The sequence below is a fragment of the Acinetobacter geminorum genome, assembly GCF_013009345.1.
In the GTDB taxonomy this organism is placed as follows: domain Bacteria; phylum Pseudomonadota; class Gammaproteobacteria; order Pseudomonadales; family Moraxellaceae; genus Acinetobacter; species Acinetobacter geminorum.
On sequence record NZ_JABELE010000020.1, the window covers coordinates 23,114 to 43,740 of the forward strand.

19 protein-coding genes are annotated in these 20,627 nt (G+C 39.1%); 11 read left to right on the forward strand and 8 right to left on the reverse strand.

What is annotated here, in order from left to right; translation table 11 throughout:
• Positions 1 to 19: 19 nt before the first annotated feature.
• The 3 genes from guaD to HJG58_RS16280 all read left to right on the forward strand — a co-directional run bounded on the left by guaD (position 20) and on the right by HJG58_RS16280 (position 2,511).
• Complete coding sequence (gene guaD / locus HJG58_RS16270; protein WP_069036316.1) at positions 20 to 1,345, forward strand: guanine deaminase; 1,326 nt, start codon at positions 20 to 22, stop codon at positions 1,343 to 1,345.
• Between the two features lie 214 nt (positions 1,346 to 1,559).
• Positions 1,560 to 2,087 carry a hypoxanthine phosphoribosyltransferase gene (hpt, locus tag HJG58_RS16275; RefSeq protein WP_004795560.1) on the forward strand — a complete coding sequence of 176 codons (528 nt, stop codon included), beginning with the start codon at positions 1,560 to 1,562 and terminating at the stop codon, positions 2,085 to 2,087.
• 172 nt (positions 2,088 to 2,259) lie between these two features.
• Entirely contained in the window at positions 2,260 to 2,511 is a 252-nt protein-coding gene (locus tag HJG58_RS16280; protein WP_000269732.1) for a GlsB/YeaQ/YmgE family stress response membrane protein, read from the forward strand.
• A gap of 53 nt (positions 2,512 to 2,564) precedes the next feature.
• Here HJG58_RS16280 and HJG58_RS16285 read toward each other — a convergent pair whose 3' ends face one another.
• Both HJG58_RS16285 and dmeF read right to left on the reverse strand, forming a co-directional pair.
• Entirely contained in the window at positions 2,565 to 3,263 is a 699-nt protein-coding gene (locus HJG58_RS16285; protein ID WP_069036317.1) for a DsbC family protein, read from the reverse strand.
• A gap of 95 nt (positions 3,264 to 3,358) precedes the next feature.
• On the reverse strand, positions 3,359 to 4,324 hold the full coding sequence (gene dmeF / locus HJG58_RS16290) for a CDF family Co(II)/Ni(II) efflux transporter DmeF (RefSeq protein ID WP_216076595.1): 966 nt from the start codon (positions 4,322 to 4,324) through the stop codon (positions 3,359 to 3,361).
• 57 nt (positions 4,325 to 4,381) lie between these two features.
• On the opposite strand from dmeF, the gene HJG58_RS16295 reads away from it, so the two are divergent.
• Complete coding sequence (locus HJG58_RS16295) at positions 4,382 to 4,645, forward strand: metal/formaldehyde-sensitive transcriptional repressor (protein WP_000018128.1); 264 nt, start codon at positions 4,382 to 4,384, stop codon at positions 4,643 to 4,645.
• Positions 4,646 to 4,691: 46 nt separating this feature from the next.
• On the opposite strand, the gene mnmE is transcribed toward HJG58_RS16295, so the two are convergent.
• The 5 genes from mnmE to rpmH form a co-directional block, all read right to left on the reverse strand.
• Complete coding sequence (mnmE, locus tag HJG58_RS16300; RefSeq protein ID WP_000556128.1) at positions 4,692 to 6,047, reverse strand: tRNA uridine-5-carboxymethylaminomethyl(34) synthesis GTPase MnmE; 1,356 nt, start codon at positions 6,045 to 6,047, stop codon at positions 4,692 to 4,694.
• 90 nt (positions 6,048 to 6,137) lie between these two features.
• Positions 6,138 to 7,898: a membrane protein insertase YidC gene (gene yidC / locus HJG58_RS16305; protein ID WP_170249644.1), complete on the reverse strand. Its 1,761-nt coding sequence runs from the start codon at positions 7,896 to 7,898 to the stop codon at positions 6,138 to 6,140.
• 5 nt (positions 7,899 to 7,903) lie between these two features.
• Complete coding sequence (gene yidD / locus HJG58_RS16310) at positions 7,904 to 8,224, reverse strand: membrane protein insertion efficiency factor YidD (RefSeq protein ID WP_003656027.1); 321 nt, start codon at positions 8,222 to 8,224, stop codon at positions 7,904 to 7,906.
• A 10-nt stretch (positions 8,225 to 8,234) separates the two neighbouring features.
• On the reverse strand, positions 8,235 to 8,627 hold the full coding sequence (rnpA, locus tag HJG58_RS16315) for a ribonuclease P protein component (RefSeq protein WP_005063921.1): 393 nt from the start codon (positions 8,625 to 8,627) through the stop codon (positions 8,235 to 8,237).
• Positions 8,628 to 8,656: 29 nt separating this feature from the next.
• The gene (gene rpmH / locus HJG58_RS16320) at positions 8,657 to 8,791 is read right to left on the reverse strand and encodes a 50S ribosomal protein L34 (RefSeq protein WP_000831329.1); all 135 of its coding nucleotides are present in this window, start codon (positions 8,789 to 8,791) and stop codon (positions 8,657 to 8,659) included.
• A gap of 681 nt (positions 8,792 to 9,472) precedes the next feature.
• Here rpmH and dnaA point away from each other — a divergent pair.
• From dnaA to HJG58_RS16350, 6 genes are all read left to right on the forward strand, one after another.
• Positions 9,473 to 10,882: a chromosomal replication initiator protein DnaA gene (dnaA, locus tag HJG58_RS16325; RefSeq protein ID WP_069036320.1), complete on the forward strand. Its 1,410-nt coding sequence runs from the start codon at positions 9,473 to 9,475 to the stop codon at positions 10,880 to 10,882.
• A 97-nt stretch (positions 10,883 to 10,979) separates the two neighbouring features.
• Positions 10,980 to 12,128, forward strand: coding sequence for a DNA polymerase III subunit beta (gene dnaN / locus HJG58_RS16330; RefSeq protein ID WP_069036321.1), 1,149 nt, complete (start codon positions 10,980 to 10,982; stop codon positions 12,126 to 12,128).
• A 14-nt stretch (positions 12,129 to 12,142) separates the two neighbouring features.
• The gene (gene recF, locus HJG58_RS16335) at positions 12,143 to 13,225 is read left to right on the forward strand and encodes a DNA replication/repair protein RecF (RefSeq protein WP_069036322.1); all 1,083 of its coding nucleotides are present in this window, start codon (positions 12,143 to 12,145) and stop codon (positions 13,223 to 13,225) included.
• 52 nt (positions 13,226 to 13,277) lie between these two features.
• Positions 13,278 to 15,746, forward strand: coding sequence for a DNA topoisomerase (ATP-hydrolyzing) subunit B (gene gyrB, locus HJG58_RS16340; protein ID WP_069036323.1), 2,469 nt, complete (start codon positions 13,278 to 13,280; stop codon positions 15,744 to 15,746).
• A gap of 35 nt (positions 15,747 to 15,781) precedes the next feature.
• Positions 15,782 to 16,174, forward strand: coding sequence for a cytochrome b562 (gene cybC / locus HJG58_RS16345; RefSeq protein WP_069036324.1), 393 nt, complete (start codon positions 15,782 to 15,784; stop codon positions 16,172 to 16,174).
• Between the two features lie 124 nt (positions 16,175 to 16,298).
• On the forward strand, positions 16,299 to 17,225 hold the full coding sequence (locus HJG58_RS16350; protein ID WP_069036325.1) for a TolB family protein: 927 nt from the start codon (positions 16,299 to 16,301) through the stop codon (positions 17,223 to 17,225).
• A gap of 50 nt (positions 17,226 to 17,275) precedes the next feature.
• Here the strand turns inward: HJG58_RS16350 and HJG58_RS16355 are convergent, their stop codons facing one another.
• Positions 17,276 to 19,204 (reverse strand): ATP-binding cassette domain-containing protein, encoded by a 1,929-nt coding sequence (locus tag HJG58_RS16355; protein WP_069036326.1) that lies wholly within the window; start codon positions 19,202 to 19,204, stop codon positions 17,276 to 17,278.
• Positions 19,205 to 19,457: 253 nt separating this feature from the next.
• Here HJG58_RS16355 and HJG58_RS16360 point away from each other — a divergent pair, with 253 nt between their 5' ends.
• Positions 19,458 to 20,462 carry a putative solute-binding protein gene (locus HJG58_RS16360; protein WP_069036327.1) on the forward strand — a complete coding sequence of 335 codons (1,005 nt, stop codon included), beginning with the start codon at positions 19,458 to 19,460 and terminating at the stop codon, positions 20,460 to 20,462.
• The last annotated feature ends 165 nt before the right edge of the window (positions 20,463 to 20,627 follow it).

The window sequence follows — 20,627 nt, forward strand, 5'->3', positions numbered from 1 at the left end:
GAAAATATAAAGGCTTTCCATGTCATTGATCGCAAATACCACCGTTGTGCGTGGTCGTTTTTTAGATATTCAACAAACTGTCTCTGAGCCAACTGATATTCCAAATCAAGTGCGTTACTTGGAAGATGGTGTATTGATTAGTGAACACGGAAAGATCAAATGGTTTGGTAGATGGGAAGACGCTCAAGCGCACCTACCTGCTGGGGTTGAGATTCAACATTACCCAGAACAGTTGATTGTACCCGGCTTTATTGATACCCATATCCACTTCCCGCAAACCGAAATGGTGGGAGCATACGGCGAACAACTTTTAAGCTGGCTCAATACCTATACATTTCCAACTGAAATCCAGTTTCAGGACAAAGCATATGCAAGTGAAATTGCCCAGTTCTTTGTTCAAGAACTCTTAAAACACGGTACAACCACCGCTCTCGTTTTCTGTACAGTTCACCCTGAGTCTGTTGATGCCTTATTTGAAGCCGCAGAACACGTTCAGATGCGTTTAATTGCTGGTAAGGTACTCATGGACCGCCATGCGCCTGAAGCGCTTTGTGATACGCCAGAAACGGCTTACAGCGACACTAAAGCGCTCATTGAAAAATGGCATGGTAAAGGCCGTGCTCTGTATGCAATTACGCCACGATTTGCGCCGACTTCTACACCTGAGCAATTAGAAAGAGCAGGGCAGTTAAAACAAGAATTTCCGGATGTGTATGTCCATACGCATTTAAGTGAAAACAAAGATGAAATTGCTTGGGTGAAATCTTTATTCCCAGAACAAGCAGGCTATCTAGATGTTTATCAACATTATGGCCTGACTGGTAAGCGTTCTGTATTTGCGCATTGCGTTCACTTAGAAGATCAAGAATGGCAATGTATGCATGATACGCAATCGGCTATCGCATTTTGTCCAACGTCAAACTTGTTCTTAGGCAGTGGTTTATTTCCATTGAAAAAAACATGGGAAAAACAAGTGAAAGTAGGTTTAGGCACAGATATCGGTGCTGGTACATCATTTAGTTTGCTGCAAACTGTTAACGAGGCTTATAAGGTTCAGCAATTACAAGGCGATAAACTTTCAGCTTATGAAGCGCTCTATCACGCGACACTAGGTGGAGCAAAAGCACTTGATTTGCAAGATCAGTTAGGTAACTTCAATGTCGGTAAAGAAGCAGACTTTGTAGTACTAAATCTTAAGCCAACAGCATTACAGGAACTTCGCCAGTCTAAATCTAAATCTGTTGAAGATTCACTGTTTGCATTATTCACTTTAGGTGATGACCGTAATATTGAGGCGACTTATATTTATGGAAACCGTGCTTATCAAAAAGAAACTGTCCAATAAAAACCGAGCTGTTAAGTTTTTGTTATTATTTGGAATATGTACTCTTGCATTAAAGCATGATCGACATAATCCGCAAAATGATAAAATTTCACAGCCATCAAAGGGTGCATGAAACGTCATTTTGCTTTAAAATTTTACCATTAACTCAGATTTTCGAGGTGTTGCAGGTCAACACCTTTTTTATTTTTTCTTTTATATCTTGTAGGAATCTGCCATGACTGTTGCAATGAGCATCATGATTTCAACCGAAGAAATTCAAGCAAAAGTCAAAGAGCTCGGCGAGCAAATTAACGCTCACTATGCAAATAGTGATAAAGAATTGGTCCTGATCGGACTACTTCGTGGTTCTGTTATTTTCATGGCAGACTTGTGCCGTACAATTACCAAACCGCATGAACTCGACTTCATGACAGTGTCTAGTTACGGCGGTGGTACGACTTCAAGTCGAGATGTTAAAATCTTGAAAGATCTTGATGGTGAAATTCGCGGTAAAGATGTATTGGTTGTTGAAGATATTATCGACTCAGGTAATACCTTAAGCAAAGTGATGGAAATGTTGCAAACTCGCGAGCCAAATTCGATTCAATTGTGCACATTAGTGAGTAAACCATCACGCCGTGAAATTGATCTAGAAGTGAAATTTTTAGGTTTTGAAGTTGAAGACAAGTTTATTGTAGGTTACGGTTTAGACTATGACCAGAAATATCGCCATTTACCGTTTATTGGTGAAATTGGTTTATAAATTTCAGAGAAATAGCACCGTAAGGTGCTATTTTTTTATATAAAACTTTAGATTTGAACAAAAAGGACACAAAAAGTCGCAATCTGCTACAGACAAAATAGACAGCTCTACCGCACGATAGAATATGAAGCAAAATCATTAACTTCATCAAAAAAACAACTGGAGAACAAATATGTGGTCACTTATTGTCGCTATTGTAGTTGGTTTCTTTGCTGGCTTAATCGCTCGTGCTTTGCATCCTGGGGATGATAAAGCAGGTTTCATCGTAACAACCTTGATTGGTATTGCAGGTTCACTTTTAGCCACTTATGGTGGTCGCTTACTTGGACTTTACGGCGAAAACTCAGCTGCTGGCTTTATCGCATCCGTGATTGGTGCAGTCATTATTCTTTTTATCTACAACTTGATTGCACGAAAAAGCTAAACTTTAATTCATTTATAAAAAAAGCACCTTATGGTGCTTTTTTTAAATTTATTTTAAAGACCTAACTCTTTCCATACGGCCTGAATTTCTTCAGCAGATCGTGCACCCACCAGTTTAAAGCCATTTGCAAAAATCAAGGTAGGCGTCCCATTAAAGCCGAGTTTTTTTCCTAGTTCCAAATTACGGTCAATGGGGTTTGGACAGCTCGTAACCGTTGGTTTAACGCCTTGCTGAATCAGTTTTTTCCATGAGTAAGATTGATTTGGTGCACACCAAACTTGTCTGGAAACAACAATAGACTGTGGTTTTAAAGGATAGATGAACGTGTAAATAGTCACGTCTTTAAGCTTGTCGAGTTCAGGTTCAAGCTGCTTACAATAAGGACAATTTGGATCAGAAAAAACTGCTAAAACATGCTGGCCATTACCTTTGACTGTTTTAATTGCATCTTTTAAAGGCAGCTGTTTCCAATCAATTGAGTTCTGTCCTAAAACTAGATCTTTAGTTAAGTTCTTCTGGTCTTTTAACCGAATCATAGAGCCTACGAACATATGTTGCCCATCTTCACCAACATAAATGATTTGCTGATCGAGATTAGCGCTATATAGTCCGGGCATTTCGGTTTTCTGAATATTGCTAATTTTTAAATTAGGATATTGTTTTTTAATATTTTCTCTGACCGAGTCCACATTAGCGAAACTCAAACTCGCCGTTAAGCTAAATAATGCCAATATTCCTAATTTTTTAAGCATAAAACCAACTAATACGTAAGAGAGAAGTTTATTTTAATCAGTTCAGATGATTAAAACAGAACTGATTACCGAGTTATAACCAAACTCCCACTCAGTTATGCCAATGTTTCACGTGGAACATAAATAGGTTTTAGAGTATTAATTTCTACAGATATATGCACGATTTCATCATGAATGGACAAAGCATGACGAATCTGATCTGCGGTTAAAGAAATATCATCAGTTTCGAGTGCCAAAATACAAGAAAACTTACCTTTCGCGACTTTCCAGACATGAATATCCGTAATTTCAATATATTTAGGAAACTCAGCAATGACTTCGCGGATCTCTTCAACTACCGGATGATCCATTTCTGCGTCTAAAAGGGTTTTTCCTGTCTCTTTCATTAATCCCAGAGACCATTTTGCAACCAAAATAGCACCTAAAATTCCTAAAAGTGCATCTAAAAAATCCCATCCGAAATACTTACCTGCGAAAAGCGCAATAATTGCAAAAACAGAAGTTACTGCATCTGCAACCACATGTAAAAATGCAGCTTTTTGGTTTAAATCATGATGATGCCCATGATCATGTTCGTGATGGTGATGGTGATGGTGATGGTGATGGTGCCCATCATCGTGAAGTAACCATGCACAAATCAAGTTAATGACCAAACCTAAAATTGCAATCGGAATCGCTTCATTATAAAAAATTTCAACTGGATTAAATAAACGTTGTATCGACTGAAACGCCATAAAAATGGCGACAACCATCAACAAAATTGCACTGCTATAACCCGCTAAAATCTCGATTTTCCAAGTTCCAAAGCTAAAACGGTGATCATTGGAATAATGACGGGCTGCACGGTAGGCAAAGTAGGCTAAACCAAGGGCCAACATATGTGAACTCATATGCCAACCGTCGGCCAGTAGTGCCATTGAATTGAAGAACCATCCACCAAATACTTCCAGTACCATCATGGTCGCCGTTAAAATGGTTGCAATCAAAATACGTTTTTGTGCAAGTGGATTTCCTTCATCAAACTGATGTTGATGATGACGTGATACACTATAATCCTGCATAAAATTTAAACCCAATATACTCCCTACCAGTATATTAAATTGTACAAGAGAAAACAGATGAGTCACATTGGTCAGGATAAAAAAATTGTTAATCGTGTAAAACGACTAAAAGGGCAAATCAACAGCATTGAAAATGCGATAGAACAACCAGAATCTTCATGTATAGATATTTTGCAGCAAGTTGCAGCCATAAAAGGTGCAATAAACGGTTTGATGAGTGAATTAATGGAACAGCACTTACATCATCACGTACTTAAAGGCGCAGAAGTCGATCAAAATGAGCTAGATGAATTTTTAAAAGTTTTAAAAAGATACGGCTGAGAAAAGTACTGGATGACATAGCACTCTACATCATCCAGTTTTTTTATTATTTTCCGATACAGAACGAACCAAAGATTTTGCCTAATAGGTCATCGGCACTAAAGTCACCCGTAATTTCACCTAAAGCATTTTGAGCAAGACGTAGTGATTCAGCAACGAGTTCACCTGCGTTAAATACAACAAGTTGCTCACGTGCCTCTGCCAAATAGAGCTGAGTGCGCTTCATTGCGTCTAAATGACGTGTTCTCGCAATAAATGTATCTTCCTCAGGGTGAAATCCTGCATGCGCTGTAATCGCATCTACGAGGCCTTGTACGCCCATCTCTTGTTTTGCTGAAACTGTGATATGACGGAACCCTTGATAATCGCTTATTTCGGCAGATTGACCAGTTAAATCACATTTATTGCCAATTAACATGAGACGACGCGGTTCAATATGTTCAGCAAAGTATTCTTGAGCCAGTTTTAAGGGGTCATCGCCTTGATTTAAATCGTAGACCAATAACAACAAATCGGCCTGCTCAATTTCTTTGATTGCACGACGAATGCCTTCTTTCTCGACTACATCTCCCGTTTCACGAAGACCCGCAGTATCCGTTAAGGTGATTGGTAAACCATTTAAGCTAATTTTTTCATGTAAAACATCACGAGTTGTACCAGCAATATCAGTCACAATTGCACGCTCAACACCAGCAAGTGCATTCAACAAGCTCGACTTACCTGCATTTGGTTTACCCGCAATAACAACCTGTAGACCTTCACGGAGTAATTGCCCTTGTCGTGCAGAGGTTTGAACAGCATGTACCGACTGCTGAACGTCTTCAAGTAAAGCTAAAATTTTGCCATCAGCCAAAAAATCAATTTCTTCTTCTGGAAAATCAATCGCAGCTTCTACGTGCAAACGTAAATGAATCAGTTTTTCTAAAACTGTATTAATTTTTGTTGAAAAAGCGCCTTGTAAAGAACGGACTGCCGAACGAGCCGCAGCTTGAGAGGTCGCATCAATCAAATCGGCAATTGCTTCAGCTTGTACCAAGTCCATTTTGCCATTTTCAAAAGCTCGCATGGAGAATTCCCCAGCTTTTGCAGCAATTGCCCCAAGCTCAAATAAACGGCCAAGTAAGGCATTTTGAATGACAGGGCCACCGTGGCCTTGAAGTTCTACAACATCTTCACCGGTAAAAGAATGTGGATTTGGAAAGCACAAGACAATGCCTTCATCCATAATACTTCCATCAGTATCATAAAACTTACGGAAACCCGCCATTCGAGCTTCAGGTAAGTTTTTTTGCGTCAGTTTTTGAGCAATATCATAAGCCTTAGGTCCCGATAAGCGAATCACGCCCACTCCACCACGCCCTGGTGGCGTTGCAATTGCGGCAATTGTGGTTTGACTATGCATATTATTCACCTAAAAACCTAAAATACAGCCAAAGAAAAATCCGCCTAAGATTACCATCTTAAGCGGATTGATTCAGCAAAAGTTCAAGGATTAAGATGCCGATTCAGTCTTATTGATACGACTTTTCTCAACGCTCTTATTAATAAACGACTGCTGTAAAATAGTAATACTGTTGTTCACAATCCAGTACAGTACGAGACCTGCTGGGAAGAACAACATAAATACCGTGAACATAATCGGCATAATGCGGAACACTTTGGCCTGCATTGGATCAGCTGGTTGCGGGTTCAGCATTTGCTGCGCAAACATGGTAGCACCCATGATTAACGGCAAGATGAACCAAGGATCCATTGCTGACAAGTCTTGAATCCAACCTAACCATGGTGCATGACGTAATTCCACACTTTCCATAAGTACCCAGTACAAGGCAAGGAAAATTGGCATTTGTAGCAACAACGGTAAACAACCTGAAAGTGGATTTACTTGTTCGCGTTTGTATAAAGCCATCATTTCTTGCGAGAAGCGCATACGGTCTTCACCGAACTCTTCTTTCATGCGTTGCATTTCAGGTGCAATCACGCGCATTTTCGCCATAGAACGATAACTTTTTGAAGATAAAGGCCACAAAATCAATTTTACTAAAATAGTAAGTAAGATAATTGACCAACCCCAGTTACCCACAATGCTATGGAAGAATTGAAGACCTAAGAACAAGAGCTTAGCAATCGGCCATAACCAACCATAATCAACAGTTTGATTTAAACCAACAGCTAAATCTTTTAATTCAGATTGTACTTTCGGACCTGAATAAAGTTTTGCATCCACTTCCATTGAAGTGCCAGCAGGAACATTAATCACTGGTGAGGTAAAACCAATGATATTCATTTGATCCGCAGACTGACGAGATTCAAGCTTAGCTACATAAGGCTGACCGTTAGCTTGAGTCAGTTTAAGATTCCCAGGAATCCAAGCACTTACAAAATAATGCTGAACAATCGCAACCCATCCACCTTTCGCTTCAGTATTTACTTTTTCTTCTGAGAAATTAGCAAATTTAAGCTTGTTGTAATGTGCATCAGGCGTTCCCCAAGCTCCACCTAAGAAAGTTCCTAGAGTGAAAATACCTTGAGAAGATTTACCTGGATCTTCAGAATTATCGCGCTTTAATTGTCCAAACATCTGACCTTGCCAGCTTTGTTGGCTACGGTTAATTACTTGATGTTTTACAACAATTGGATATTGACCTTGGGTAAAGGTAAAAGTTTTAATAATTTCAACGCCTTCAGGTGTTTTAAATACCATTGGAACGTTTAAAACTTTTTCAGATTGACCCTTTTGGTCCTGTACAACTTTAGCATCAGCCAAAGTATATGATGTCTTTTCAACAGCATATAATGGACGACCACCACGACTACTATCTGGTCCATTCAAACCAATTAAGCCAGATTGAGCAACATATGTACGCTTGGCATCATTTTCAAGCATAACAAAAGGTTGATCGCTGTCTTTGCTTTTGTCGTGTGAGAGTAATTCAATACGAACAATATCACCACCTTTTGGATTGATCCAAAGATGATAAAGGTCAGTTTGTACTGAAATAAGCTGTTGATTCACAGGTGCAGTTGCATCTGTGGTTTGTGACTGCGCAATATTTGCTTGTGGCACATCGGAAGCCACTGTTGCATTTTTAGCATTTGGCAAATCAGCAGATACTTCATGCGAACTTACAGCTGCCGCTTGTTGTTGCGGTGCAGTTGCAGCATTTCCATAATCTTTTTGCCAAGCCAAAATGAGCAAATATGCGGTGACAAACATGGCCCCGAGAATTGCAAACCTGGCCCATTGTTGCATATCTATTACCCCAAATGGTTAGAGAGATTTTGCTTCAGTAAACGATCACGAAAGGGTACAGCAACATGATGCGTTTGAGAATCTATTTGATGAAACGAAATAAAACGAATTGCTTTTGGCGGTACCGGATCATATCCAGATCCTCCCCACGGATGACAACGACAAATCCGTTTAGAAGATAACCAAACGCCTTTTATCGCACCATGAGTTTGCAATGCTTCTATCGCATATTGGGAACAAGTCGGGATATAACGACAACGGGGTCCAAGAAGCGGACTAATCGCAATTTGATACAGTCGAATCAACCAACGTAGAAAACGGACCATTGGCTATCTCTTAATTCTGCGAGGTTGTGCCAACTTTAGAATGTTTTTTTGCTAAGCGCTGTAATTTTTGCCAAGCAAAGTCTAATTGTTGATATAGCTCAGCATTCGTAATCGTTTCTATACCAACTTTCGGCATCACCACAACATCTATGTCTGATCCAAAATTCGGCTGATGTAGACGAAAGCTCTCACGAGCAAGACGTTTTATTCGATTTCTTTCATGCGCTCGGCGCACTTTTTTCTTAGCAACAACAATACCCAAACGGCTTTTAGGCTGTTCGGTTAATTTTGCAAGAAATAAAAAATGGGGTTGATGCACTTTAAAAAGCGCACCATCAAATACACTTTTATAATCTGCAGCACAGCGTATTCGCACGTCTGTGCTAAAACTGTAAAGTGTCATCACACCCAAGTCTGGTCAGCGTAACAGTATTAAACAGTTAAGCTATGACGACCTTTTGCACGACGACGAGCTAATACTTGACGACCAGCTTTAGTTGCCATACGAGCACGGAAACCATGAACGCGTTTACGCTTTAATTCAGATGGTTGGAAAGTACGTTTCATATTGAAACTCCCAAAAATGATCTTTCTATAAAGGTCCGCGATTTTATTGTGCAATGTTTACGCTGTCAATGAAAAACCAAGAAAGTTTTGTATTTAACCCAAATTTTTAATCTCTTTAGTTCTTTTTATCCTTGCCATAATTCAGTGCAAAATATAGTTTTAAAAGTTATACACAAACTAATTATCTATTTTTATTATAACTTTTAACATATACACACCTTATATACATATTTATCAACAAAAGAAGATATCCTTTTGCTTTCGATTTGCTATATTTGAATTTAAATTCATATTTTGTAGTTATCCACAAAAGATCGTCACCCTATTAAATAAATTCAAATTTAGAAATTTAAATTTATTCTTATTAGGGAGCACTTTTTCTGTGGATTTCACACTTTTAAATTTAAAAAACATGTATTTGAGTTGTTGATAACTCTGTTTTTATTATATTTATGGATTGTGGATAAGTTTATGTGCTAATTTATCCACAGGTTGTGCAAAAAGTTATACACAAGCCCTTTTGAATTTAAATTTATTCACAAGAGATTTCTTTTTAGACAAAATCAAACGAAATCGTCATGACAGATGTGGATAACTTGGTTAGAATGGCGACCCCTTCTTATCAGGAAGGGTTAATCTTTAGATTATTTGAATTTAAAAACGCAGAAATAGGGGATACACATGCTTTGGACAGACTGCTTAACTCGCTTGCGACAAGAGCTCTCTGATAACGTCTTTGCGATGTGGATTCGCCCATTAGTTGCTGAAGAAGTAGAAGGAATACTGCGTCTTTATGCACCTAACCCTTATTGGACGCGTTACATTCAAGAGAACCATTTAGAATTAATTTCTATATTGGCCGAACAGTTATCAGAAGGCCGTGTACGTCAGGTTGAGATTTTGGTTGATTCTCGTCCTGGTAGTATTTTGTCATCAGGTGAGCAGCCGGCAACTACAACTGCTGCTTTGCAAACTGCGCCCCAACAAAGCATTAAAGTAAAAAAAGAATCGGATTCTGTTTCCAGTTCACCTACTACTAATAGTGTAGTGAACCCTAAAACACCGAAAAAGAAACTATTAAATCCCCAATTTACTTTTTCTTTATTTGTTGAAGGCCGTTCGAACCAGATGGCTGCTGAAACATGTAGAAAGGTATTAACACAATTAGGTGCTTCACAGCATAACCCTTTATTCTTATATGGTCCGACAGGATTGGGTAAGACTCACTTGATGCAGGCAGTTGGTAATGCTTTATTGCAAGCCAAGCCTAATGCACGGGTGATGTATATGACCTCTGAGAGCTTCGTTCAGGATTTTGTAAGTTCTTTGCAAAAAGGCAAAGTTGAAGAGTTTAAGAAAAATTGCCGTTCTTTAGATTTACTGTTGGTCGATGATATTCATCTTTTGGCAGGTAAAGAAGCAAGCTTGGTTGAATTCTTCTATACATTCAATGCTTTACTTGATGAATCTAAACAGATTATTTTAACTTCAGATCGTTATCCAAAAGAATTGACCGAGTTAGATCCGCGTTTGGTTTCTCGCTTTTCTTGGGGACTATCTGTAGGCGTTGAACCGCCAGATATTGAAACTCGTATCGAAATTTTATTGAAGAAAGCCGAAAATAGCGGTGTTGATTTACCTCGAAACTGTGCTTTATTTATTGCGCAGCAAGTGGTTGCTAACGTACGTGAACTTGAAGGTGCACTTAATAAAGTTGTAGCAATTTCTCGATTTAAAGGTGCGCCAATCGATCTTGATGTTGTCCGTGAGTCTTTAAAAGATGTGTTGGCAATCCGTGCACGTACGATTAGTGTAGAAAATATCCAACGTGTGGTCAGTGAATATTTCCGTATTCCGTTAAAAGAATTGGTTGGCCCAAAACGAACTCGAATCTATGCGCGCCCACGTCAGTTGGCAATGGGACTTGCTCGTGAGTTAACTGGTGATAGCTTTCCCGAGATTGGAATGGCTTTTGGTGGGCGTGACCATAGTACCGTAATGCATGCCTGTGAAAAAGTTGTGAGTCTACGAGAAGAAGATCCGATTTTTGACGAAGATTATAAAAATCTACTGCGTTTACTTCAGAGTTAATGAAATAATAAGACGTTGTTGCAAAGTCTACGTAAGTGCAGCATAGTACACAGCTAAAAAATGAAATATTTGCTCCAAGTTGCTAGAGGAATGAATCGTGCGTTTGAAAATCGCTAAAGAAAGCTTACTCAATGTTTTATCGCATGTTGTCGGTGCGGTAGAACGTCGTCATACATTGAATATTCTTTCAAACGTCAAAATTCAGGCTAATGCTCAGGCACTCACCATTACTGGTTCTGATTTAGAAGTCGAGCTGGTTGCCAGTACTGTTTTAACAGAAGGGGCATGCATTGAAGCAGGTGAAACAACTGTTCCTGCTCGTAAGTTGATGGAAATTTGTAAATCATTGCCAACAGCTGCATTGATCGACTTACAAATTACTGAAGATCAAAGATGTATTTTAAAATCTGGTAATAGTCGTTTTGTTTTAGGTACTTTACCAGCAGAAGATTATCCATTATTGACCACTGAAAATAGTCAGGGTACACAAGTACAGGTCACTCAACGTGAGTTAAAGCGTTTATTTGAAAAAACTGCTTTTGCGATGGCTGTACAAGATGTACGTTTCTATTTAACTGGTACTTTATTAGAAATTGATGAAAATCAATTGCGTGCGGTAACAACAGATGGTCACCGTTTAGCACTTTGTGAAATTACAGCTTCTTCTACCTCATCTCAATTGGTTCAAGCAATTGTGCCTCGCAAAGCTGTGGGGGAATTACAGCGTTTACTTAGCATTGAAGATGAACAATTAACGTTGCTTATTGGCCGTGAATTACTAAATGTAACGATTAATACGCCAAGTCGTGATAAAGAGCAGGGTGATATCACTGTTCGCTTTACTACTAAATTGATTGATGGAAAATTCCCTGATTATCGTCGTGTGATTCCACGTGGTGGCGATAAACATGTATTAATTAGCCATGATGTGTTCAAACAATCATTACAACGTGTCGCGATTTTGAGTAATGAAAAATTACGTGGTGTTTTCTTGAATTTTAATCAAGATTCTTTACAGCTACGTGCAAATAACCCTGAACAAGACGAAGCGATTGAAGATTTAGCGATTCAGTATCAAAACATACCGCTTGAAATGTCATTTAATGCGCAATATTTGCTAGATGTTTTAGGTGTGCTTGATGGTGAAGATGTAAATATGAGCATGACTGAGGCAAACCAGTCTGTATTGGTTCAAGATCCGGCACATCCTGATCAAACCTATGTCGTTATGCCGATGCGTGTATAATCTGGCTATTTCATATGCATCTTACGCGTTTAAATATTGAACGTGTGCGTAATTTAAAAACGGTTGCACTCCAAGGGTTGCAACCGTTTAATGTATTTTATGGCGCTAACGGTTCAGGAAAAACTTCAATACTGGAAGCAATCCATTTGCTTGCAACAGGCCGGTCGTTCCGTACGCATATACCTAAAAATTATATTCAGTACTCTGCCGAAGATGCGATTGTCTTCGCACAGTCTGCAACTGAAAAAATTGGGATGCAAAAGTTAGCTTCTGGTGAGCAGTTGATGAAGGTCAATGGCGATACGGTGGCTACACAAGGGCAACTCGCTAAACTACTTCCTTTGCAGCATATCGATCCACAAAGTACAGATATTATTGACCATGGGGCAAAACCTCGGCGGCAGCTTTTAGATTGGTTGATGTTCCACGTGGAACCTGAGTTTTATTTTGCATGGCAATATTATTCACGTGCATTGAAACAACGTAATACTTTACTTAAAACTAGACGGAATCTTTCTTTAGCGGATTTAGAACCGTGGAACAAGATGTTGAGTGATTATGGTGAAATTTTACACTCTCAGCGGTTAAGTATTGTGGAACAATGGAATGTCTTTTTTCAAAATGATTTAAGTCAATTGCTACCTGATTTAGAGATTGAGCTGGAATATAGTCCCGGTTTTCATACAGAGCAGGTACTCATGCAAGACTTGCTCGATCAACATCAAAAAGACATCGAACGACGCTATACCGAATATGGTCCACATCGTGCAGATTTGCGCTTAAAAACCCCGTTTGGACATGCTGACGTTGTTTTATCAAGGGGGCAGAAAAAACTCTTGATTATTGCCTTAAAACTGTCACAAATTGCAATGTTGCATGCGAGTAATAAGGAAACTGTGGTATTATTAGATGATCTGACAGCAGAATTAGACTTAACCGCACAACAACGTTTAATTGAACGATTAAGCCAACTTGGTAGCCAGGTTTTTATGACAACTTTAGATCATGCATCGGTAAAAAAACACTTACATGATCTGTCTATTTCATATCAATTATTCAATGTTGAATCCGGTCAAGTTAGTCTTGCTTCACCATAATTTTTTGATGTTACCCATCTTTGAATAAACCTATATTTGCTAGGGAGAAACCATGAGTTCAGAGTCTCAATCAGCCTCTCAAACAGAACAAACCAATGAAAAGGCTTATGATTCCTCTAGTATTAAAGTATTACGTGGATTAGATGCAGTTCGTAAACGTCCGGGGATGTATATTGGGGATACAGACGACGGTACTGGTTTACACCATATGGTATTCGAGGTTGTCGATAACGCAATCGATGAAGCTTTAGCTGGGCATTGTGACGAAATTATTGTCACGATTCACGAAGATGAATCGGTAAGTGTTTCTGATAATGGCCGTGGTATTCCAACCGATATCCACCCTGAAGAAGGGGTGTCTGCAGCGGAAGTAATTCTTACTATCTTGCACGCAGGCGGTAAGTTTGATGACAATAGCTATAAAGTTTCAGGTGGTTTGCACGGCGTAGGTGTTTCGGTTGTAAATGCGCTTTCAAGTAAATTGCATTTAATTATTAATCGCGCTGGCCAAGTGCACGAACAAGAATATCATCACGGTGATCCGCAATATCCATTACGTGTGATTGGTGAAACGGATAGCAGTGGTACAACTGTACGTTTTTGGCCAAGTGAACTAACTTTTAGTCAAACCATTTTTAACGTTGAAATTCTAGCGCGTCGTTTACGAGAGCTTTCATTTTTAAACGCGGGCGTGCGCATTGTTTTACGTGATGAACGTATTAACCTTGAGCATGTATATGACTACGAGGGTGGTTTATCTGAGTTTGTAAAATACATTAACGAGGGTAAAACTCATCTAAACGAGATTTTCCATTTCACCGCAGATACAGAAAACGGTATTGGTGTAGAAGTTGCATTGCAGTGGAATGAAAGTTATCAAGAAAACGTACGTTGTTTTACCAACAATATTCCTCAAAAGGATGGTGGTACTCATTTAGCAGGTTTCCGTGCGGCTTTAACACGTGGTCTTAACCAATATCTTGAAAATGAAAATATTCTCAAGAAAGAAAAAGTCAATGTGACAGGTGATGATGCCCGTGAAGGTTTAACCGCGATTATTTCGGTAAAAGTACCTGATCCTAAGTTCTCATCTCAAACTAAAGAAAAACTGGTATCGAGTGAAGTAAAACCAGCGGTTGAGCAAGCAATGAATAAAGAGTTCTCTGCTTACTTACTTGAAAATCCGCAAGCTGCAAAATCAATTGCCGGTAAAATTATTGATGCTGCGCGTGCACGTGATGCTGCACGTAAGGCACGTGAAATGACACGTCGTAAGAGTGCACTTGATATTGCTGGTTTACCGGGTAAATTGGCAGATTGTCAGGAAAAAGACCCAGCACTTTCTGAATTATATCTAGTCGAGGGTGACTCTGCTGGTGGTAGTGCTAAGCAAGGCCGTAATCGTAAAATGCAGGCTATTTTACCGTTGAAAGGTAAAATTCTGAACGTTGAACGTGCACGTTTTGACAAAATGATTTCTAGTCAGGAAGTGGGTACTTTAATCACTGCACTTGGCTGTGGTATTGGGCGTGAAGAATATAATCCTGATAAGCTTCGCTATCATAAAATCATTATCATGACCGATGCCGACGTAGATGGTTCGCATATCCGCACCTTATTGTTAACATTCTTCTTCCGTCAAATGCCGGAATTGGTTGAGCGTGGGCATATTTATATTGCTCAGCCACCATTGTATAAGTTGAAGAAAGGTAAGCAAGAACAATACATCAAAGATAATGATGCGTTAGAAACTTATCTCATCTCAAATGCGATTGATGAGCTATCTTTGCATACCAATGCTGAAGCACCTGCAATTACTGGTGAAGCACTGGCGAAAGTGATTCAGGACTATCAAGTTTCACAAAAGAGCTTACAGCGCTTAACTTTACGCTATCCAGCTAGCTTATTGGATGCTTTACTTGAAGTAGAAGCATTCAAGAGTGATCAAAACCATGATGAAGCTTATGTACAACAATGGGCTGATCAGGTGCGCGATATCATTACCAGATTACAGCCAAGTTTACGTCCAGAAATCTCACTAGAGGCCTTTGAACGTGAAAATGCTCAAGGTGAAAAATCTGCGCATTATTGGCCACGTATTACGGTGTATGTACATAACTTGCCGCATGCGTATTTGCTTGATGCAGCTTTATTGAATTCAGCTGAATATGCACGTTTACTGAAAAACTCGAAGAGTTGGTTCACTTTACTTGAAGAAGGTGCTTATTTACAAAAAGGTGACCGCCGTATTCAAGTAGCTAACTTCCATCAAGTTTGGCAACATATCTTGCAAGATTCTCGTCGCGGTATGATGATTCAACGCTATAAAGGTCTTGGCGAGATGAATGCTGAGCAGCTTTGGGAAACAACAATGGATCCTGAAAACCGTAATATGTTGCAGGTGACAATTGATGATGCGATTGAAGCAGATCGTATGTTCTCTTGCTTGATGGGTGATGATGTTGAACCACGTCGTGCATTCATCGAGGAGAATGCTTTAAATGCGGATATTGATGCTTAATTCATAACTTGATTCTAAATCAGTCTAGGGAGAGAATGATGAGTCAGAAATTATTAGCTAGCCTATTAATTTCATGTGTGTTTTTAGGAAGTTCTGCTGTTTCGGCGGCAGACCTAGAAGCGAATATGAAAACTTTAGCTAAGAGTACTAAAGCATTTGCTGAAACGATGGATGTTGATAACGCGAAACAACAGCTTGTTGTAATGCGTGAAGCAGCCGTTTCTTCTAAGCAGTATTTACCGCATAGGCTCGAAGGATTACCATCAGAAAATGTAAAGGTAAAAGAGTATCAAGCTAGTTTAGATCAGCTTGTTGCTGAAATTGATAAAGTAACTGTTTTAGTTGAGCAAGGACAATTAGATCAAGCCAAAGCTGAAGCAATCAATTTAGTCAAAATACGAAATGAAAATCATAAAAAATTTAGATAATTTTTTATGATGATTAAAGAAAAGGCTTTGTTTAATTTAAGACAAAGCCTTTTCTTTTATAAGAACTGAACTTTTAAACTATCATTTAGATGGTAGTTTCCATTTATATCAAGAGAATATAATTTTGAAAAAAACACAAAAACTCTTATGTATTGGAATCATATTTTTTAATTGCTTATTTCAACTGCATGCTGCGATAGCCCCCACCTTTTATGGAAAATTAGTATTTCATCGTTACAGTGATTATGACGCATGGGACAGTAAGCTTTATCTTTATAACTTCACAACACAGCAGACCACATTACTCGGTGCAAATTGGAAAATTGATCATATGATGAATGGTCATTTTTCTCCAGATGGAAAATGGTTAACTTTCATGGGAGTTAACTCTGGGCAGCATTATGGTGATGCATGGGATGTATATGTTTGGAAAGTCGGAAGTGGTGAGTTACCTATTAACTTAACTCAGGGGAATAATAAGCGTGATGAAGATCCTAAATTCATAGATAACCAGCGTATTATTTTTAAACAAAATGGCGATTTAAAAATCGTTAAAATGACGGATCGGACGATGACTTCTGTGACTCAAAATGGTTGGGATATAGAAGAATCGATGCCTTATCCGATGGTGAATACCACCCAAATTTTATATGCGAAAGGTGCTGGAAATAATTCTAGAATTTTCAGTATTGATCAATCGGGTGCTTATGATACACAGCTGACCAATATCGCTTCATATTATCCAGTATGGTGGCAAGGAAGTCGGTTCTTATATGTACGCTGGTACAGTTCAACAAATCCTCATGACCAGATATATATTTATGATATGGCTAATAAACAAACCACACGTTTGTCATTTAACAATATTAATTATGATACTTCCGATCCAGCTCCTTTAGATCAGCGTTACATGGTGGTGTCTCTTGCAGGACAAACCGGGAGTCGAGGCGGATACGATTTATATATTGCAGACAGCTTATCGAGCAGTGTTTGGCCGTTACCGATAAATACCAATTTAAATGAATTAGGGGCTTTTTATACGCCTTATTAACGAATAAAAAAGCCGATTAAGAAATCGGCTTTTTTATTTTAGAAAATGGATTAATCAAAAGAAGCTTCCATTTCTTCTAATTCCATCATGAGTTCCAAAAGCTGCTCTTCGTGTTGCTCAAGTTTAGCTTTCAGCTCTGTCTGCTCATTCATAAGTTTGAGTAGATCATCCTTACGTGCAGCCTCATATAAAGATGTGTCTGCTAAGGATTCTTCAATTTTGGCGAGCTGCGGTTGTAGCTTTTCAATTTGTGATTCAATCTTTTCAATATTTTTACGAATAGGTCGAGTCTGTTCACGACGGCGAGCTGCTTCTTTACGCTGTGCTTCTTTATCAACTTTAGCAGGCGCTGGAGCGGCAGAGGAAGAGTTGTTCTGTGCGACAGCAGTCTGGGCATTGATTTGTTGCTGACGGGCTTCACGTAGCCATTTAGCATAGTCCTGTAAATCACCCTCGAACTCAGTACATTTACCACCGTGTACCAAAAGAAGCTCATCACATACACTCGCAATAAGTTGGCGTTCATGGGAAACCAGAACAACGGCACCTTCAAAATCTTGTAATGCCATGCTCAATGCATGACGCATATCAAGATCTAAATGGTTTGTCGGTTCATCAAGAATTAAAACATTTGGACGCTGCCATACAATCAGTGCTAGAGCTAAACGAGCACGTTCTCCACCAGAAAAGCTTTCACATGGTGTATCCATGCGTTCACCGCTAAAGCCAAAACTACCTAAGAATGAACGTAGAGTGGCTTCACTAATTTGTTTATCTGCTATACGGGCAAGCTGTAGCATTGGACTAGCATTGCCATCTAAAGCATCCATCTGGTGCTGTGCAAAATAACCAATGTTAAGCAGTTCGGAAGCTTTACGTTCACCTGCCAAGAGTGGTAAATCACCAACCAAGCTTTTAATCAGTGTTGACTTACCTGCGCCGTTCATACCCAGTAAACCAATACGTGAGTTTGGTGTAATTTGTAATCTAATTTTTTCGGCTATTTGCTTATCGCCGTAACCAATGCTGGCACTGTCTAAAGTCAGCAATGGTGAACTCATTTTAGTCGGTTCACGGAAACTAAAAGTAAATGGCGTATCAACATGAGCTGGTGCAAGTTGCTGCATGCGCTCAAGTTGTTTAATACGACTTTGTGCCTGACGAGCTTTAGTTGCTTTTGCCTTAAAACGGTCAATAAACTTTTGTAGATGAGCACGTGTTTCTTGCTGCTTCTCAAAAGCTTGTTGTTGCTGGGCAAGACGCTCACTACGTGTGGTTTCAAATGTAGAGTAGTTCCCCGTGTAAAGTGTGAGTTCCTGATTTTCAATGTGAAGAATATGATCTGTAATCGCATCTAAAAAGTCGCGGTCATGCGAAATTAGAATGAGTGTACCTTCATAGGCTTTAAGCCAATCTTCTAACCACAGAATTGCATCCAAATCTAAGTGGTTTGTTGGCTCATCCAGTAAGAGTAGATCAGAACGACTCATGAGGGTACGCGCTAAATTTAAACGCATACGCCATCCACCTGAGAAGCTCTCAACATTCAAACGTAATTGATTTTCTAGAAAGCCAAGACCTGCCATGAGCTGCGCAGCTTTAGAGGGTGCTGAATAACCATGAATTTCATCAAAGCGGCCATGCAATTTAGCCAATTCAAAATCACTCAGTTGATCTGGTTGAGCAAGCTTATTTTGAATATCCCAAAACTCTTCATCACCTGAAAGAACAAAATCAATTGCAGGCATATCTAGGGCTTTTACTTCTTGCGCCATATGCGCCACGGTCCAGCCTGAAGGACGAGTGAGTGAACCTTCATCAGCACCTAAACTTCCAAGTAATGCAGCAAATAAGGTTGATTTACCTGCACCATTTACCCCAGTTAGACCAATCTTCCAACCTGGGTGTAATTGCATAGACGCTTTTTGAAATAGAACACGTCCACCGCGGCGTAAAGAAACTTGGTCAAATTGAATCATCTTATTTTATCGAGGTGAGTTAGGGATGCTGTATTTTAAAGAGAACTGTCGATGAAAACAAAACTTTCCGGATTTTAGTGAGCAGTCGTTAATAATTGCATATATCAAGACATTCTAAATCTTGCTATTCATCCGAAATTTTCAAAATATTGAACGAGATAGAATACTTTTAAAAAAATATGGCTAAAATAAAAACAGTTTGAAATTTGGTTGATTAATGAGTTGCTAATAAAACTAGACTAAGGAAAGTCAAATGAAAAAAAGATTGGGGATGATTGGCGCAGCATTTTGCTGTGCTGTGGGGACAGTGCATGCAGGGCAAAATGTCTGTGTGTTTGATTTATTGGGCAAGTCAGGTGAATCCTATAAAATGATGGAAGAGTGGGCGCTTGCAGCGAAAGAATGGCAAGCAGATATCACTTTAATTCCATTTCAAGATGAAGGCTTAGTTGACCGTAGACTGCGTGAAGGTAAGTGCGATGCCGCCTATATGACCTCCATGCGAGCGCGAAATTACAATAAATTTGCAGGTTCGATTGATGCTATTGGGGGAGTAACCAGTAATGCAATTGCCCAAAAAGCCATCAGTTACGTTTTAGATAAGCGTAATAAACATCGTATGGTTACTGCACAAAATGGAACCAATTACGAGGTCGTTGGTATTGTTCAGATTGGATTGGCTTATTTATTTGTGAGAGATAAAAACCTCAACTCAATTGAAAAAGTACGTGGGACTAAATTTGCTATTTTGCAATATGACGCAGCACAAAAAATTATGGTGGAAAGCGTTGGTGCTAAGCCTATTCCTTCAGAAATTACCGATTTTGTGAAAAAGTTTAATAGTGGCCAAGTCGATGCGATTGCTGCACCCGCTTATGCTTATAAACCTTTAGAGATTGGCAAAGGGGTTGGAGCGAAAGGAGCAATGTTTACTTTTCCCGTGGTTAATGTTACGGGTGATTTAATTGCCCGAAGTGATAAGTTCCCCACAGATTTCGGTATAAAGTCTCGTGCTTGGTTTACACAACAATTATCCCAGAACTTTGCCATGATAAAACGGCTAGAAATGGGCGTACCCTCAAAAATTAAAATGAACTTTTCTGTAGAAGACAAAACTAAATATCAAAAAATTTTACGTGAAGGTCGCCTCAGCTTAACAAAACAAGGTGTATACGATGCAACAATGATGAGTGTGCTAAAGCGTGCGCGCTGTACAGTTGAGCGGACAAATTTTGAATGTACTCTTAGTGGTGAGTAGGTGATTTTTTAAACACAAAAACGCTACATATATTTCAAAGCTGAATAGGGGTATGAAAATTGTGAATATAAAAAGTAACTTACGGAAACTTAGTGATTTTTACTGCTAATAAATAATTTAAATCGAACAAACAATGGTTCGATGAGATAAAAATATTTGAGTAAA